Origin of the sequence: Stenotrophomonas bentonitica (assembly GCF_002887735.1) — a bacterium.
In the GTDB taxonomy this organism is placed as follows: domain Bacteria; phylum Pseudomonadota; class Gammaproteobacteria; order Xanthomonadales; family Xanthomonadaceae; genus Stenotrophomonas; species Stenotrophomonas bentonitica_A.
In genome coordinates this window covers 22593-38865 of the sequence record NZ_PKQP01000009.1, presented here as the reverse complement: position 1 = coordinate 38865, position 16273 = coordinate 22593, and the positions used below count along the sequence as shown (strand labels likewise).

General features: G+C 65.9%; 17 protein-coding genes. 6 read left to right on the top strand and 11 right to left on the bottom strand.

All coding sequences use genetic code 11. The features are described 5' to 3' along the window. Positions 1–16 precede the first annotated feature (16 nt). The 5 genes from C0R07_RS15465 to C0R07_RS15445 form a co-directional block, all read right to left on the bottom strand. On the bottom strand, positions 17–544 hold the full coding sequence (locus C0R07_RS15465) for a F0F1 ATP synthase subunit delta (RefSeq protein WP_019183633.1): 528 nt from the start codon (positions 542–544) through the stop codon (positions 17–19). Between the two features lie 3 nt (positions 545–547). Beyond that, the gene (locus C0R07_RS15460; RefSeq protein ID WP_019183632.1) at positions 548–1018 is read right to left on the bottom strand and encodes a F0F1 ATP synthase subunit B; all 471 of its coding nucleotides are present in this window, start codon (positions 1016–1018) and stop codon (positions 548–550) included. 111 nt (positions 1019–1129) lie between these two features. Beyond that, the gene (atpE, locus tag C0R07_RS15455) at positions 1130–1432 is read right to left on the bottom strand and encodes a F0F1 ATP synthase subunit C (RefSeq protein ID WP_017354883.1); all 303 of its coding nucleotides are present in this window, start codon (positions 1430–1432) and stop codon (positions 1130–1132) included. Between the two features lie 66 nt (positions 1433–1498). Next, positions 1499–2293, bottom strand: coding sequence for a F0F1 ATP synthase subunit A (gene atpB / locus C0R07_RS15450; RefSeq protein ID WP_046273137.1), 795 nt, complete (start codon positions 2291–2293; stop codon positions 1499–1501). 33 nt (positions 2294–2326) lie between these two features. After that, positions 2327–2695 carry a hypothetical protein gene (locus C0R07_RS15445; protein WP_026069845.1) on the bottom strand — a complete coding sequence of 123 codons (369 nt, stop codon included), beginning with the start codon at positions 2693–2695 and terminating at the stop codon, positions 2327–2329. 542 nt (positions 2696–3237) lie between these two features. On the opposite strand from C0R07_RS15445, the gene C0R07_RS15440 reads away from it, so the two are divergent. After that, positions 3238–4056: a hypothetical protein gene (locus C0R07_RS15440; RefSeq protein ID WP_019183629.1), complete on the top strand. Its 819-nt coding sequence runs from the start codon at positions 3238–3240 to the stop codon at positions 4054–4056. Between the two features lie 339 nt (positions 4057–4395). On the opposite strand, the gene lpdA is transcribed toward C0R07_RS15440, so the two are convergent. The 4 genes from lpdA to C0R07_RS15420 all read right to left on the bottom strand — a co-directional run bounded on the left by lpdA (position 4396) and on the right by C0R07_RS15420 (position 8629). Continuing rightward, positions 4396–6207: a dihydrolipoyl dehydrogenase gene (lpdA, locus tag C0R07_RS15435; protein WP_102789369.1), complete on the bottom strand. Its 1812-nt coding sequence runs from the start codon at positions 6205–6207 to the stop codon at positions 4396–4398. A 17-nt stretch (positions 6208–6224) separates the two neighbouring features. Continuing rightward, a complete protein-coding gene (locus C0R07_RS15430; RefSeq protein WP_102789368.1) occupies positions 6225–6422 on the bottom strand; it encodes a hypothetical protein in 198 nt (65 codons plus the stop codon). Positions 6423–6503: 81 nt separating this feature from the next. Beyond that, on the bottom strand, positions 6504–7907 hold the full coding sequence (gene aceF / locus C0R07_RS15425; RefSeq protein ID WP_019183625.1) for a dihydrolipoyllysine-residue acetyltransferase: 1404 nt from the start codon (positions 7905–7907) through the stop codon (positions 6504–6506). A 200-nt stretch (positions 7908–8107) separates the two neighbouring features. After that, a complete protein-coding gene (locus C0R07_RS15420) occupies positions 8108–8629 on the bottom strand; it encodes a DNA-deoxyinosine glycosylase (protein WP_174704361.1) in 522 nt (173 codons plus the stop codon). Between the two features lie 192 nt (positions 8630–8821). Between C0R07_RS15420 and C0R07_RS15415 the strand changes: the two genes are divergently transcribed. From C0R07_RS15415 to glpK, 3 genes are all read left to right on the top strand, one after another. Beyond that, positions 8822–9454, top strand: coding sequence for an OmpW/AlkL family protein (locus C0R07_RS15415; RefSeq protein ID WP_019183623.1), 633 nt, complete (start codon positions 8822–8824; stop codon positions 9452–9454). Positions 9455–9603: 149 nt separating this feature from the next. Beyond that, on the top strand, positions 9604–11097 hold the full coding sequence (glpD, locus tag C0R07_RS15410) for a glycerol-3-phosphate dehydrogenase (protein WP_102789366.1): 1494 nt from the start codon (positions 9604–9606) through the stop codon (positions 11095–11097). 47 nt (positions 11098–11144) lie between these two features. Then, a complete protein-coding gene (gene glpK, locus C0R07_RS15405) occupies positions 11145–12644 on the top strand; it encodes a glycerol kinase GlpK (RefSeq protein WP_070471885.1) in 1500 nt (499 codons plus the stop codon). 73 nt (positions 12645–12717) lie between these two features. Here glpK and C0R07_RS15400 read toward each other — a convergent pair whose 3' ends face one another. Both C0R07_RS15400 and C0R07_RS15395 read right to left on the bottom strand, forming a co-directional pair. Then, entirely contained in the window at positions 12718–13512 is a 795-nt protein-coding gene (locus C0R07_RS15400; RefSeq protein ID WP_070426001.1) for a MetQ/NlpA family ABC transporter substrate-binding protein, read from the bottom strand. Positions 13513–13625: 113 nt separating this feature from the next. Then, the gene (locus tag C0R07_RS15395) at positions 13626–14591 is read right to left on the bottom strand and encodes a helix-turn-helix transcriptional regulator (protein WP_019183619.1); all 966 of its coding nucleotides are present in this window, start codon (positions 14589–14591) and stop codon (positions 13626–13628) included. Between the two features lie 90 nt (positions 14592–14681). Here C0R07_RS15395 and C0R07_RS15390 point away from each other — a divergent pair, with 90 nt between their 5' ends. Together C0R07_RS15390 and C0R07_RS15385 are read left to right on the top strand one after the other, a co-directional pair. Then, positions 14682–15293: a hypothetical protein gene (locus C0R07_RS15390; protein ID WP_102789365.1), complete on the top strand. Its 612-nt coding sequence runs from the start codon at positions 14682–14684 to the stop codon at positions 15291–15293. A 121-nt stretch (positions 15294–15414) separates the two neighbouring features. After that, a complete protein-coding gene (locus C0R07_RS15385) occupies positions 15415–16191 on the top strand; it encodes a DUF481 domain-containing protein (RefSeq protein WP_019183617.1) in 777 nt (258 codons plus the stop codon). The last annotated feature ends 82 nt before the right edge of the window (positions 16192–16273 follow it).

Here is a 16273-nt window from a genome sequence, read left to right as displayed (position 1 = left end):
CGGACGTTAAATGAATTCAGTTAGCGAGCGCGGTCTGCAGGCGCGACAGCTTGCCCTTGAGCGAGCCATCGATGACCACATCGCCGGCGTCGATCACGGCACCGCCGATCAGCGACGCATCGACCGCGGTCGTCACGTCCACCTCGCGGCCGAAGCGCTTGCGCAGCGCGGCCTTGATGGCGTCCAGTTCGGCGCCGGACAGTTCGGTGGCCGAGGTCACCGTGGCCTTGACCACGTGTTCGGCTTCAGCGCGCAGCTGGTCGTACATGCCGGCGATTTCCGGCAGCAGCGGCAGACGGTGCGCATCGGCCAGGATGGCCAGGAAGCGACCGAAGGTCTCGCTGGACGATTCCGGCACCAGCATCGCGACGGCATCGTCGCGGTCCAGTTCCGGGTTCGACAGCAAGGCCGCCACGCGCGGGTCGGCAGCTACGTGGGCGGAGAACGCAAGCGCGTCCGACCACGGCGCGAACGTGCCTTCGTCGCGCGCGGTCGCGAACGCGGCGCGGGCATACGGGCGTGCAAGCGTGAGGGCCTGGCTCATCGATCAGATCTCCGAGGCCAGCTCGTCGAGCAGCGCCTTGTGGGCGTTGGCGTCGATTTCGCGCTTGAGCAGCTTTTCGGCACCGCTCACGGCCAGGGCGGACACCTGCTTGCGCAGATCTTCACGGGCACGGTTGGCGGCAGCTTCGATCTCGGCGTGGGCCAGGTCTTTCTGGCGGTTGGCTTCGACGATGGCTTCATTCTTGGCGGCATCAACGATCTGGTTGGCGCGTGCGTGGGCCTGATCGATGATCTCGTTGGCCTTGGTGCGCGCATCCTTCAGTGCATCGTTGACCTTTTCCTGCGCCTGGGCCAGATCCTTCTGGCTGCGGTCGGCAGCGGCGAGGCCTTCAGCGATCTTCTGCTGACGCTCTTCGATGGCGTTCATCAACGGCGGCCAGATCTTGGTCGCGATGATCCAGATCAGACCGGCAAACGCCAGTCCCTGGGCAACGAGGGTAAAACCGATATCCATGGGGTTCGCTCAATCGGGGGTGACGGGGTGGATGGGCCGCCTTGGCGGCGCATCCGATCCTTCATCCGCGATCAGGCGCACACGGCGCCTGATCGTTTCGCTGTTGCTGGATTAACCAGCAACCTGCGGCAGGCGTGCAACGAACTCGCCGATCATCGGGTTGGCGAAGGCCAGCAGCAGGCCGACGGCGACCGAGATGATGAACGCGGCGTCGATCAGGCCGGCGGTGATGAACATGCGGACCTGCAGAACCGGAATCAGTTCCGGCTGACGGGCAGCCGATTCCAGGAACTTACCGGCCATGATGGCCAGACCGAGACCGGCACCCAGCGCGGCCAGGCCGATCATGATGCCGACGGCGAGGACGGTGGAGCTCTGGACTTGGGCGAGGTTGGTCAGGACGGCGAAGTACATGGTTTTCTCCTGGAACTTTGAATAGCTAAGGGTTTAGAAACAAACGGATGAAGGGTGAAGCGAAACTCAGTGAGCGTCTTCCGACAGGCTCAGGTACACGATGGACAACATCATGAAGATGAACGCCTGCAGCGGAATCACCAGCAGGTGGAACAGCATCCAGCCCAGGCCGAATGCACCGCCTGCGATGGCACCGGCGATACCCGCACCGCCCAGCACCCAGATCAGCAGGAAGACGATTTCGCCGCCGAACATGTTGCCGAACAGTCGCATCGCCAGCGAAATCGGCTTGCTCAGCCACTCGACGATGTTGAGGATCAGGTTGAACGGCATCATCCACTTGCCGAACGGCGCGGTCAGGAATTCCTTGGTGAAACCACCCAGGCCCTTGGAACGCAGCGCGAAGAACAGCATCAGGAAGAACACGCTGATCGACATGCCCAGGGTGGCATTGACGTCAGCGGTGGGGACCGGCTTCCAGTACGGCACGCCGAGGGCTTCCAGCGGCATGGCGATGAAGTCGGCCGGGATCATCTTGATGAGATTCATCATGAGGATCCAGAAGAACAGGGTGATCGCGATCGGGGTCACCAGCTTGCTGGTGCCGTGGTAGGTGTCCTTGGCCTGGCGGTCAACGAACTCCAGGCAGATCTCGACGAATGCCTGCCACTTGCCCGGGACGCCGGCGGTGGCCTTGCGGGTTGCCATCCAGAAGCCGAACACCATCAACAGGCCCATCAGGACCGAAGTCACAATGGTGTCGACGTGAATCGCCCAGAAACCACCTTCCTGCATATGGAACGTCAGGTTGTGCAGGTGATGTTGGATGTAGGAGGTGGGTGTCAGCGCCTCGCCTGCCATGTGTCCGGAACCTTGAGTTAAATGAAAATTGGATCAGCGCCTGGCCAGAGCCAGGACCTGGAACATCAATCCGACGGCGATACCGGCCAGCAGCGCCAATGCAGGCAGCTTGAAGACCAGGAAACCCACCATCAGGACGCCGAATACGAGCACCCACTTTGCCACGACCGCCAGAATCAGGCGGGTCATCGCCGAGCCTGCGGCCTGCACCCCACCCCCCAGCGCCATCCGCGCAGCCACCCAGCCGGCCGCCGAAACCGCCACGCCGGAGAGCAACGCCCCCAGGGCTGCCTTCGGGCCTCCCCACAGCAGCAGGGCCAGAGCCAGGACAGCCACTGCAACGAGCGGGTAAACCGCTGCGCGCAGCATCAGTCGCCGACCCGCGTCAACGGAGTTCAGCACGTGAATGTCCTGCATGGTTGTGAGTAGGAAAGGCCGAGGTCGCAAGCTAGCGCCTCGTCGAGCCGCCAAATTATAGCAATGGGACAATTTGAGAGACAACCGCTGCCTGTTCATCCCGGATGTAAGCCCGCCGTTGGCGGCTCTTGCAAACCTGTTCCACCACCGGGCCAATCCCACTGCGCAAAGGGACACGCGATGCGGCGGTGCAGCATATTGAACTTTGGTCGCACGGTCCGGTCATAACGACCAGCCTGCCGTTGAATCCTCGTCGGCGTCCCGCGCGCAGGCCAGTACAGGGTGGCCCCGAAGCCCTCTCCGGGGCCACCCTCTTTTTGCGGCCTGCGGCGCTGGCGGCCGGGTCGAACAACGCCGGCGGGTAGCGCGTGTAACGGCGTCTGGCCCGGGAACCGGCCAGCAAACCGCCCTGCGGTAAGCGAAAGTGCATGAACGGTACACACAGCCTCCACCATACCTTCACGAATGGTGGACGTCGCAGTGGGCAATGTGACGCCACATCACTAGAACCACCGCAAGGACCCCCGATGCGCCCGATGCTCTCCCTGCTTGCCGTGCCAGTCGCACTGGCCGCGCTTTCCTACGCCGCTCCGTCCCACGCTGCCGAAGGCGATGACCGCTTCGCCCTGCGCCTGGGTGCGATGCAGATCGATTCGGACAACACGATCCGAGGCAACACCAACATCGCTGGCCAGGATGTGGGCTTCTCCGAAGATTTCGGCCTCGGTGGCAAGGAATGGGAGCCGCGCGTGGACGGCATGTTCCGCATCAGCAACCGCCAGCGCCTGCTGTTCAACTACTTCAAGTACGACAAGGATCGCCGCGAGACCCTCGACCAGGGTGTGAGCTTCGGCGATACCAACGTGCCGGCCGGCAGCTTCATCAAGGGTGAGCTGAAGTATCAGGTCGCCAGCCTGGTGTACGACTACTCGGTCGTGGACACCGACAAGTTCGACCTCGGCCTGCAGCTGGGTGCCGAGTACGCCAAGGTGAGCACCAAGGCTTACGCGGATGTCGGTGATCTGTACCAGGGCGAGTTCCTGGACGAGAAGGCCGACGGTGTCGCCCCGGTGGTTGGTGCACGCCTGAGCTTCACCCCGTCCGAGAAGTGGATGATCACCTTCCAGGGCCAGTACCTGAACACCAAGTGGGGCAACTTCGATGATTACGACGGCGACCTGAGCCGTGCCAATGCGATCGTCGATTACCGCTTCACCAAGAACTTCGGCGTGTTCGCCGGCTACGACTGGTTCAAGCTCGACGTCGATCAGACCGGCAGCGATGGCACGATCGGTCTGAAGCAGGAGTTCAAGGGTCCGGTGGCAGGCGTCAGCTTCGTCTTCTAAGCCCTTCGCAACACCTCTCTCCAAGCGCGGCCTCCGGGATATCGGGGGCCGCGCTTTTTTTTGCGTTGCGGGGTGGGGCAACAGCATGGTGATGGGGTGGCGGGCACGGATACCCTGTCGCGCGAATGTCCCCCGGCGACGGCCTGTGGCCGTCACCTCCTCCTTGATTTCGCCCCACAGGGTATCCGTACCCGCCTCGACAAGTTCCGGTGGTGGCCTGCAGGAGAGCGCCAGGCGCCCGAGCGAAGCTGGATCGACAACAGCAGCAACAAAAAACCCCGGCATTCGCCGGGGTTTTTCGTTGAACGGGAGCCACCACCAACAGCGGTGATCGACCAGTTACTTCTTCTTCGGCATGTACAGATCGGTGATCGTGCCGTCGTAGATCTCCGCGGCCATTGCCACCGATTCGCTCAGCGTCGGATGCGCGTGGATGGTGTGGCCGATGTCCTCGGCCTCCGCGCCCATCTCGATCGCCAGGCCGATCTCGGCCAGCAGGTCACCGGCGTGCACGCCGACGATCGCGCCACCGATGATGCGGTGGGTCTCTTCGTCGAAGATCAGCTTGGTGAAGCCCTCGGTACGGCCGATGCCGATCGCGCGGCCGCTGGCGGCCCACGGGAACTTGGCTACGCCGACCTTCAGTCCCTTGGCCTTGGCTTCGGTTTCGGTCACGCCGACCCACGCGATTTCCGGGTTGGTGTAGGCCACCGACGGAATCACGCGCGCCACCCATTCCTTCTTCTCGCCGGCGGCCACTTCCGCGGCCAGCTTGCCCTCGTGCGTGGCCTTGTGGGCCAGCATCGGGTTGCCGACGATGTCGCCGATCGCAAAGATGTGCGGCACGTTGGTGCGCATCTGGCGGTCCGCCGGGATGAAGCCACGGTCGGTGACCTGCACGCCGGCCTTCTCGGCATCGATCTTCTTGCCGTTCGGCGAGCGGCCCACGGCGACCAGCACGCGGTCGAAGGTGGTTGCCTCCAGACCCGGCTTTTCGCCTTCCACGGCGGCTTCGAAGGACACGGTGATGCCGGCCTTGTCGGCCTTGACGTCGGTCGCCTTGGTCTTCAGGTGCACCACGATGCCCTGCTTCTTCAGGCGGTCGGCCAGCGGCTTGACCAGGTCCTTGTCGGCGCCCGGCATCAGCTGGTCCATGAACTCGACCACGGTCACTTCACTGCCCAGCGCGCCGTACACGGTCGCCATTTCCAGGCCGATGATGCCGCCACCGACCACCAGCAGCTTGCCCGGCACGTCGGCCAGTTCCAGCGCATCGGTGGAGTCCATGACGCGCTTGTCGTCCCACGGGAAGTTCGGCAGCTTCACCGCCTGCGAACCGGCGGCGATGATGCACTGCTCGAAGCGCAGCAGCTGGGTCTTGCCGTCGTCGCCGACGATCTCCAGCTCGTTGGCCGAGACGAACTTCGCCAGGCCCTGCATGGTGCGCACCTTGCGCTGCTTGGCCATGCCGGCCAGGCCCTTGGTCAGCTGGGTGACCACCTTTTCCTTGTAGCTGCGCAGCTTGTCCAGGGTGATGGTCGGCTTGCCGAACTCGACGCCGAAATCACCGGCATGGGCAACTTCATCGATCACTGCGGCGGCATGCAGCAGCGCCTTGGACGGGATGCAGCCCACGTTGAGGCAGACGCCACCGAGGCTGGCATAACGTTCCACCAGTACGGTGTCCACGCCCAGATCGGCCGAGCGGAAGGCAGCGGTGTAACCGCCCGGGCCGGCGCCCAGCACCACCATCTTGCACTCGATGTCGGCCGGCTTGCCCGAGGACAGCGCCGGCTGCGGCGCGGCCGGTTCGGCCGGGGCGCGGTGCGAGGGGGTCACCGGCGGCTTGCTGGCCGGTGCGTCGGCCTTGGGTGCCTCGGCCTTGGCCGGCGCGGCCGGTGCAGCCGCCTCACCTTCAGCCTCCAGCAGCAGCACCACATCGCCTTCGGAGAGGTTGTCGCCGAGCTTGACCTTGATTTCCTTGACCACGCCAGCAGCCGACGAGGGCACTTCCAGCGTTGCCTTGTCCGATTCCAGCGTGACCAGACCCTGGTCCTTCTTCACCGTGTCACCCACGGCGACCAGCAGTTCGATCACCGGCACACCGCTGTAATCGCCGATGTCGGGAACCTTGATTTCAATTGCGGCCATTCGTGTTCTCCTGGTGCTCAGCCGGCCTTGCCGCCGAGCAGTTGCTGCAGTTCTTCGAGCGACTCGTCCAGATCTTTCCAGCGACGGTCGAGCTTCTTTTCCCTGGTGTCGCTGGCCTGGATCGGCAGCGCCACCTGTTTCATCATCCGCCGGCCCGCACCACACGCCAGGCCGGTGCCGCTGTAACGCTGGCCCTCCACGGTGGAGGACCGCACGTTATCGTCCAGCACCGGCGCCCTGCGCTCGCTGCACCATCGGCAGCGCCATCAGCAGCCCGGCCAGGACCAGGCCCTGCTTCACAGCAGGACGCGCCGCATGTCGGCCAGCACCTGCGAGAGGTAGGTGGTGAAGCGGGCGGCCAGCGCGCCATCGATGACGCGGTGGTCATAGCTCAGCGACAGCGGCAGCATCAGCTTCGGCGCGAACTCCTTGCCGTTCCAGACCGGCTGGATCGACGACTTGGACACGCCCAGGATGGCCACTTCCGGCGCATTGACGATCGGGGTGAACGCAGTGCCACCAATGCCGCCCAGCGAGCTGATCGAGAAGCAGCCACCGCTCATGTCCGCCGGGCCGAGCTTGCCATCACGCGCCTTCTTGGCCAGTTCGCCGGATTCCTGCGCGATCTGCACCACGCCCTTCTTGTCGACATCGCGGATCACCGGCACGACCAGGCCGCTCGGCGTATCGGCCGCGAAGCCGATGTTGAAGTACTTCTTCAGGGTCAGGTTCTCGCCGCTGGCATCCAGCGAAGCGTTGAACTCCGGGAACTTCTTCAGTGCCGCGGCGCTGGCCTTGACCAGGAAGGCGAGCATGGTCAGCTTGATGCCGGCCTTCTCGTTTTCCTTGTTCAGGGCCACGCGCAGGGCTTCCAGCTCGGTGATGTCAGCCTGCTCGAACTGGGTGACGTGCGGAATCATCGCCCAGTTGCGGGCCAGGTTCGCGCCCGAAATCTTCTTGATGCGCGACAGCGGCTGGACCTCGACCTCACCGAACTTGCTGAAGTCGACCTTCGGCCAGGCCAGCAGGTTCAGGCCGCCACCGGCCGCCACCGTGCCGCCAGCGGCGGCGCCGCCGCCGGCCAGGGCCGACTTGACGAACTTCTGCACGTCGGACTTGGTGATGCGGCCACCCTTCTCGGTGCCGCTCAGCTGGTTCAGGTCCACGCCCAGCTCGCGGGCGAACACGCGCACGGCCGGCGATGCGTAGGGCACCTTCTGCGGCAGCACGCTGTCGGCGTTGAAGGCGACCGGCGGGCTGGTCGGCGAGCCGCCCGACGGGGCAGCAGCGGCCGGGGCCGGCTGGGTCGGCTTGGCGGCGGACTGTTCGATGTCACGGGCGGCCAGCTTGTCCGGCTCGGCCGGGGCGGCGACGGGCTCGACCTTGGTCGCGGTCTCGGCCGCTTCGGTCTTGGCGGCCGGGGCCGGGGCAGCCGCAGCGGCCGGCGCGGCGGCCTCTTCGCTGACTTCGATCAGGGCCACGAGCTTGCCCTCGGAGAGGTTGTCGCCGACCTTGACCTTGATTTCCTTGACGATACCGGCCACCGAGGACGGCACTTCCATCGTGGCCTTGTCCGATTCCAGCGTCACCAGACCCTGGTCTTTCTTGACGGTATCTCCAACGGCGACCAGTACCTCGATTACCGGGATATCGCTGTAGTCACCGATATCGGGGACAAGTGCTTCCTTGATTTCGGCCATGGGGAAAACTCCGGCAATCTGGTGTAGGGAATCGCCTATTGTGGGGGTATCGCGCGCCAGCGCCAACCGGCTTGGCGAATTTTCCGCCCCCCTGTCCCGGGGCAGGCTGTTGCAGGCATCTGCTTTGGCCGCATTCGGCTTGGCACAGTGCAAAGCGGAATTTTCCAGTCGGTACCGTATTGTCCGCCGCTGTCCCCGCCTCAGCGGCGCACGGCATCGAACAGCTGCTGCCACGCCTGCACCAGCAGGGGCAGCGGCCAGGCCGCATTGGCGGGGCTGGTGGAGGGCAGCGACCAGACCGGCAACGCCTGCGCCCGTCCGACAAGCGCGGGCGCGATGAACCGCTGGAACGCGCGGTAGGCGGTGCCGCCATTGCAGGCGATCGCGCACAGCGCGGGCAGCCCCTCGATCAGTGCGCCCAGCGCATTGGGGATTTCACTGCCACGCACGATCGACGCATCCAGGCTGCCGCGCCGTTCGCACTGCCCGATCACATCCCACACGCCCACGCCGGTCGCGTTCAGTGCATGCATGCGATCGGGATAAGCAAGCGTTGCGTCGATCCCGCACAGCACGCCCATCAACGGCCAGAAACGATTGCGCGGATGCGCGTAGTACTGCGCGGCCTGCAGCGACGCCACGCCGGGCATCGAGCCGAGCACCAGCACGCGGCATCCTGCATTCAGCTGCGCAGGAAAGCCGATGCAGCGTGTTGTTTCCATCACACGGTCACCAGATGCATGAATGTCGGAGGTTGCATGATCGCCCGGAAATACAGCGGTTTCGCACTGATCGCTGAATGGAAACAACTAAAATTTAACGCGCGTCGGATGCGATTCATATTGCGGGGACTACGGTTGCCTCGCCCCACAACACCGGGGCCCAGAACAAAAACATCCTGAGGAGATTCCCCCATGCGCTCCATCCGTACTCTGACCCTGGCTACCCTGACTGCTCTTGCTTTTGCGCCGGCTGCTTTCGCGCAGGACAGCACCGTTGATACCGCGTCCGGCAAGCACTTCGCCGTGGTCGGCGGCGTCTCGCTGCTGCAGCCGAAGAATGACCCGCTGGACGGCGTGCGCAAGGTGGACGGTGGCCCGGCCCCGACCCTGAGCTTCAGCTACTACATCAACGACAACTGGGCCGTGGAACTGTGGGGCGCAGCGGACAAGTTCGACCACCGCGTGCGCGGCACCGATGGCGCCCGCCTGGGCACCGTCGAGCAGCAGCCGATCGCGCTGAGCGGCCAGTACCACTTCGGCCAGGCCGACAACGTGTTCCGTCCGTTCGTGGGCGCCGGTTACTACGAGTCCAACTTCAGCAATGAAGACCTCGCCAGCGACATCGGCCACATCGGTGTGAAGACCGCCAAGGGCGCGATCGGCACCGTCGGCGTGGACATGAACATCAACAGCACCTGGTTCGCCCGCGCCGATGCCCGCTACATGCATTCGCGCCCGGAACTGACCGTCAACGGCGAAGGCACCGGCGACAAGGCCAAGCTGGATCCGTGGACCGTGGGCTTCGGCATCGGCGCGCGCTTCTAAGCACGCCTCTTCCGCACCACGCAGTACGCACAACGGGCCCCTTGCGGGCCCGTTGTCGTTGTGGGGCCCGCTACTTTCATCGGGCGTTGCCGACCACTGCCCGACACTGGCCACCACGGCGGACCGCGCCGATCCGCCCCGGGGAACCGATGCGCGAGTCCTTCGACATGCTGGTGGTGGGCGGCGGCATCAATGGCGCCGGGATCGCGCGGGATGCGGCCGGGCGCGGGCTCTCGGTATGTCTGTGCGAGCAGGATGACCTGGCCGCCCACACCTCCAGCGCCAGCACCAAGCTGATCCACGGTGGCCTGCGCTACCTGCAGCAGGGTGAAGTCGCGTTGGTGCGCAAGGCGCTCAACGAACGCGAAACGCTGCGCCAGCTCGCCCCGCACCTCATTGCCCCGACTACGTTCGTGCTGCCGCATGCGCGCCATCTGCGCCCGGCCTGGATGCTGCGTGCCGGCCTGTGGCTGTACGACCACCTGGGCCGCCCCAATCCGCATTTCCCGCCCTCGCAGCGCATCGACCTGCAACGCGATCCCCGCGGCGAGACGTTGCAGCCGGGCTACCGGACCGGCTTCACGTATGCGGACGCCCGCGTCAACGATGCCCGGCTGGTGGTGCTCAACGCACTGGATGCACACGAGCGCGGTGCCGATATCCGCACCCGCACCCGCTGCGAACAGTTGATCCGCCACCGCGACCACTGGTGGGCGGTGCTGCGTACGGCCAGCGGCGACGTGCAGCGCATCCGCGCCCGCTGCGTGGTCAACGCCAGCGGCCCCTGGGCCGGCACGGTGCTGCAGCGCGCGGGGCTGGATGCACCGCTCGGGCTGCGGCTCGTGCAGGGCAGCCACCTGGTGGTGCCGCGCCTGTTCGCACATGACAGCGCCTACCTGTTCCAGCAGCCCGACCAGCGCGTGGTGTTCGCGATCCCGTTCGAGCAGGACTTCACCCTGATCGGCACCACCGATACCGATTACGACGGTGATCCGGCGTGGGTCAAACCGCGCGCGGAGGAGCAGGCCTATCTGCTTGATGCGGTGAACCGGTTCCTGCGCGTGCCGGTCGAGGCCGAGGACATCGTCTGGCGCTACAGCGGCGTGCGCCCGCTGCTGGCCGATCATCATCGCGCTGCATCGCAGGTCACCCGCGATTACCGGTTGGAGCTGGATACCGCCGGCGCCCCGCTGCTGAGCGTGCTGGGCGGCAAACTCACCACGTATCGCGCGTTGGCCGAGGAAGCGCTTGGGCGCCTGTCACCCTCGCTGCCGGCGATGGGACCGGCCTGGACGGCCGGCGGGCCACCGCTGCCCGGTGGCGACGGTGGCGACGCGGTACAGGTGGCTGAGACCCTGCAGCGCGATCATCCTCACCTGTCCCCTGCCCTGCTCCAGCGCCTGGCCACCAGCTACGGCACGCGCGCAAGCGGCCTGCTTGCCGGCGCCCAGACACGCGACGCATTGGGCCAGGACCATGGCGGCGGCCTGCACGAGCGCGAGCTGGACTACCTGATCACGCACGAATGGGTACGCACCGCCGAGGACGTGCTGTGGCGCCGCAGCCATCTCGGCCTGCGGCTGGACGCTGCACAGCGCGAGGCCCTGGCGGCCACCGTGCAGGCGCGCGTTTCGATGCCGTAGGCTGTATGTCTGTCACGCCTCACGGCATCGATTCCACGGAGCAGACCATGGACAAGCACTACGTGCTCGCCATCGACCAGGGCACGACCAGTTCGCGCGCCATGCTGTTTGATCGTGCCGGGCGCATCGCCGGCAGCGCGCAGCGCGAGTTCACCCAGATCTTCCCCCAGCCGGGCTGGGTCGAGCACGATCCGCGCGAGATCCTGACCAGCGTCTACACCACGATCACCGAACTGTTGAACCGCCACCAGGTGGACCCGCGCACGATCGCCGGGATCGGCATCACCAACCAGCGCGAGACCACCGTGGTCTGGGACAAGGCCACCGGCCAGCCGATCCATAACGCGGTGGTATGGCAGTCGCGGCAGAGCCATGCGATCTGCGAGCAGCTCAAGGCCGACGGCCACGAGCCGCTGATCCGGCGCAGGACCGGGCTGCTGATCGATGCCTATTTTTCCGCGACCAAGATCCGCTGGATCCTCGATCACGTCGAGGGCGCGCAGGCACGTGCCGAACGCGGCGAGCTGCTGTTCGGCACCATCGACAGCTGGCTGATCTGGAACCTCAGTGGCGGCCAGGCGCACGTCACCGACGTGACCAATGCCGCGCGCACGCTGCTGTTCGATATCCATGCGCTGCAGTGGGACGATGAGCTGCTGGCGTTGTTCAACATTCCGCGCGCGATGCTGCCGCAGGTCCGCAGCTCCAGCGAGGTGTATGCCACCACCCAGGCGCAGTTCTTTTTCGACCAGCACCTGCCCATCGCCGGCATCGCAGGGGATCAGCAGGCCGCGCTGTTCGGCCAGGCCTGCTTCGAGCCGGGCATGGCCAAGAACACCTACGGCACCGGCTGTTTCATGCTGATGAACACCGGCGACAAGGCGGTGGTATCCGAGAACGGGCTGCTCACCACCATCGCCTGGGGCATCGATGGCCGCGTGGAATACGCACTGGAAGGCTCGATCTTCGTCGCCGGCTCGGTGGTGCAGTGGCTGCGCGACGGGCTGCGCATGTTCGGCAAATCCAGCGATTGCCAAGCGTACGCCGAGCGCGCCGCCGACAACGGTGGCGTGTACCTGGTGCCGGCGTTCGTGGGACTGGGCGCACCGTACTGGCGCAGCGATGTGCGTGGCGCGATGTTCGGCCTGACCCGCGGCACCACCAAGGAACACTTCATCCGCGCGGCGGTGGAATCCATGGCGTACCAGACCCGCGATGTGCTGGCGGCGATGCAGGCCGATGCGGGCATCGAGCTGAAGGAACTGCGCGCCGATGGCGGTGCGATCGCCAATGACTTCATGGCGCAGTTCCAGAGCGACATCCTGGGCGTGCCGGTGCTGCGCCCGCAGGTGGCCGAGACCACCGCGCTGGGCGCCGCGTATCTGGCCGGGCTGGCCACCGGCTTCTGGAGCAGCCGGGCGGAGATCGCCGAACAGTGGGCGGTGGACCGCCGCTTCACCCCGCAGATGCCGACGGATCAGCGCGAGGCGCTGTACCGCGGCTGGCAGCAGGCGGTGGAAGCGACGATGGGCTTCCGCGTGGGGTGACGCCCGCGTCGGCGATCATTGCCGCGCGGGGCGCGGCCAGCCACGCATGGCGTGGCGCTACCGCGGGTGCCGGTCAGAACGCGGGGAGGACGGCGCCCTTGTACTTCTCGGCGATGAAGGCCTTCACTTCCGGGCCGGTCAGGGCCTTGGCCAGCTGCTGTACGCGGGCATCGTCCTTGTTGTCCGGGCGGGCAACGAGGAAGTTCACGTACGGAGAATCCTTGCTCTCGATCGCCAGCGCATCCTGGGTCGGGTTGAGCCCGGCATCCAGCGCGTAGTTGGTGTTGATCAGGGCCAGATCGACCTGGTCCAGCACGCGCGGCAGCATCGCCGAGTCCAGCTCGCGGAACTTGAGCTGCTTCGGGTTGGCGGTGATGTCGCGCTGGGTCGCCAACGCGTTGGTCGGGTCCTTGAGCGTGATCACGCCGGCCTTGTGCAGCAGGATCAGCGCGCGGCTGTTGTTGCTCGGGTCGTTGGGGATCACCACATCGGCGCCGTTGGGCAGCGCATCGAGCGATTTGAAGCGGCGCGAGTACGCACCGAAGGGCTCGATATGCACGCCGATCACCTTGACCAGGTCGGTCTTGCGGTCGCGGTTGTAGGCGTCCAGGTAGGGCTCGGTCTGGAAGTAGTTCACGTCGACCTGCTTCTGCACCAGCTGGTCATTGGGCTGCACGTAATCGTTGAACACGCGCACCTCCAGGGTCAGCCCCTCCTTCTCCAGGATCGGCTTGACCACGGCCAGGATCTCGGCGTGCGGCACCGCAGTGGCCGCGACCACCAGCTTCTGGGAATCATGGGCCGGCTTGCCACAGGCGGACAGGGCCAGCGAGGCGGCAAGCAACGGGAGCAGCAGGTACTTTTTCATGGGGGCAGCGGAATCCGTAGGGGCAGCAACGCCCCACGATACCGCACGCCCCGGCCCTTGCGGAATCCGGGGCATATGACCCCACGGCATGAGCCGATGCCGGCCGGGCCGGCTTACTCGTAGCTGGTCAGCGCCAGGGCCAGCAGGGCCTTGGCCTGTTCGCGCAGCATCACCGGCTCGACGATCTCCGCGTCCGAGCCGTAGTGCAGCACGTCCATCAGCAGCTCACGCGAGACGCTGTAGGGCAGTTTCAGCTCGTAGCGGCCATCGGGCAGGAAACGGCCCTGCTGCTTGGAATGCCAATGCTCATCGGCCACCCAGCGCGCGGCTTTGGCACTGAAGACGATCGTGGCCCAGCCCTTGGGCGGCCCGGAGAAGATGCCGTAGCTGGCGCCGAGCTGCTCGTCCAGCTCGCTCTCATCCACATCGCGCGCGGTGGTATCGATCACGCGCGCCTTGTAGATGCGGTCCACGGCGAAGCTGCGCAGGCCTTCGCGGCCGTGGTCCCACGCATCGAGGTACCAGTTGTCGCGGTAGTGGGTCATGCGCTGCGGCGACACGGTGCGCTGGGTCGCCTCGTCGGTGGAGCGGGCCCGGTACTCGAAGGCCAGCTGCTTGCGCTCGAGCACCGCCGAGGCCACCGCGCGGAAGCTGGCCTCATCGAATTTGCGCCCGCGGTGCGGAATCACCCGGACCCGGTCGACCGGCCAGCTGGAGACACCGGCCTGCGCCGCCAGCAGCCCTTCGATGCGCTGCTGCAGCGGGGCCAGCACCGAGGAGAGCACGCCGCCCCCTGTCCGCGAAAGCAGGTGCTGGGAGGCCAGCAGCGCGTGCAGCTCTTCCGAGCTCAGCCACAAGCCCGGCAGCTCGAAGCGGTCGCTTTCGTCGGCCTGGTAGCGGAAGCCCGCCTCGCCATCGCCTTCCACCGGCGCCATCAGCGCATCGCGCAGGAAGGCCAGGTCGCGGTAGACAGTCGCGCGGGAACACTCCAGTTTTTCCTGCAGGGCCGCCACCGTTACCGGGTAACGGGCGGACTTGAGCAGGCGATGCAGGGCGTTGATGCGTTCATATCGGTCCATGACCCGATTATGTCCGAGTCGCCGTCGTTGTGGCGGCTTCGGCTGCATCTTCGGCTATCGTGGGGCCCCCATCGCCTGCTGCCGCCCGTCATGCGCCTGTTGCCCGCCCTTGCCCTGTCCGCCGCCGCCCTGCTGCTCAGCGGCTGCGGGCGCACTGAAACGCCCGTGGCTGCGGTGCCTGCCGCGACCGCACCGGCCGCCGACCCGGTCGGCACGGTGCTGGCCGCCAGCCAGCGCTTCGGCCAGCTGCGCAGCTTCCATGCGGTGATGAAAATGCAGGGCCCGCGCGCGGTGGAAGCGCAGATGGACTACGTGGCCCCGGACCGCTACCGCCTCGTCACCGAGGATGGCCCGCAGACCATCATCGGCGGCACCTTCTTCCTGCAGCGTGCCGGCGAAGTGCGCCAGATCCCGGTGCCCGAAGGGATGCTGGCCCAGTGGCGCAATCCGTTGCCCGCTGATCTGGAGCCGGCGCAGCTGCAGGTGCGCGACCTCGGCGAAGAACGCGCCGGCGGCCAGCGCGCACACAAATACGAGGTGCGCCACGCCACTGCAGCGCCCGATGGCCTGCTGTACTGGGTCAATGTGCAGGGCCTGCCGGTGCAGATCGAGCGCAAGGGCCAGACCAACGGGCAGCCGTTCCGGATTACCGTGACCTACTCGCGCTTCGACGACGCCTCGCTGCGGATCGATATTCCCTGAACAGGGGCGAGGCCGAACGGGTCCTAAAGCCCCGGCCCATCGCCGAATGTGACGTGGAACGCATCAAGTATCATCCCCCCCTTGTTGTCCCTCCCCCTTGTCCGATCACGGAGAACCGTTGATGTCCCTGCGCGTTTCGTTGCTTGTTCCCCTGCTGCTCTGCGCCCCGGCGGTTTATGCACAGGACGTTGCCGAACTGGCGGCGATGACCTCCCCCTGGAGCGGCAGTGGCGGCGAACTGGGCTTTGCCTCGGCCCGCGGCAACAGCAATACCGAGAGCTTCAACGGTCGTCTGCGCCTGCGCTACACCGATGATGACTGGGTGCACAGCATGGACCTGTTCGGCCTGCGCTCGCGCTCGGAGTACACCGATACCAACGACGACGGCACCACCATCCGCCGCCGCAACACCACCGCCAACCGCTACACCGGCAGCGCCGGCAGTGCGCTGCAGCTGGGCGAACACCGCCAGATCACCGCCACGGTGCGTTACGAGCGCGACGATTTCGCCACCTACGACCGCCAGAGCTCGTTCGGTCTCGGTTACGGCACCCGGATCATCGACGCCGAGCGGTTCTACATGGACGCGCAGATCGGTCCGGGTGTGCGCCGCACCCACAACACCGAAGACGACTCGACCCGTACCGGCCTGATCGGCCGCGGCCTGTTCGATCTCAAGTACACGCTGACCCCGAACACCGACCTGGTGAACACGCTGCTGGTCGAATCGGGCTCGTACAACACCTTCGCGCAGAACGATTTCGGCGTATCGGTGAGCATGAACGAGCATCTGGCACTGAAGGCCGGCTGGCAGGCGCGTCACAACAGCGACGTCGCCGATGACAAGCGCAAGACCGACACGCTGACCACGATGAACGTGGTCTACAAGTTCAAGTAATCGCTGCGGGCGCCGGTGCGCCCGCCATCGTGACGTAGTGCCGGCTGCTGGCCGGCTACCCGGGAACCTCGCGCGATCTGGA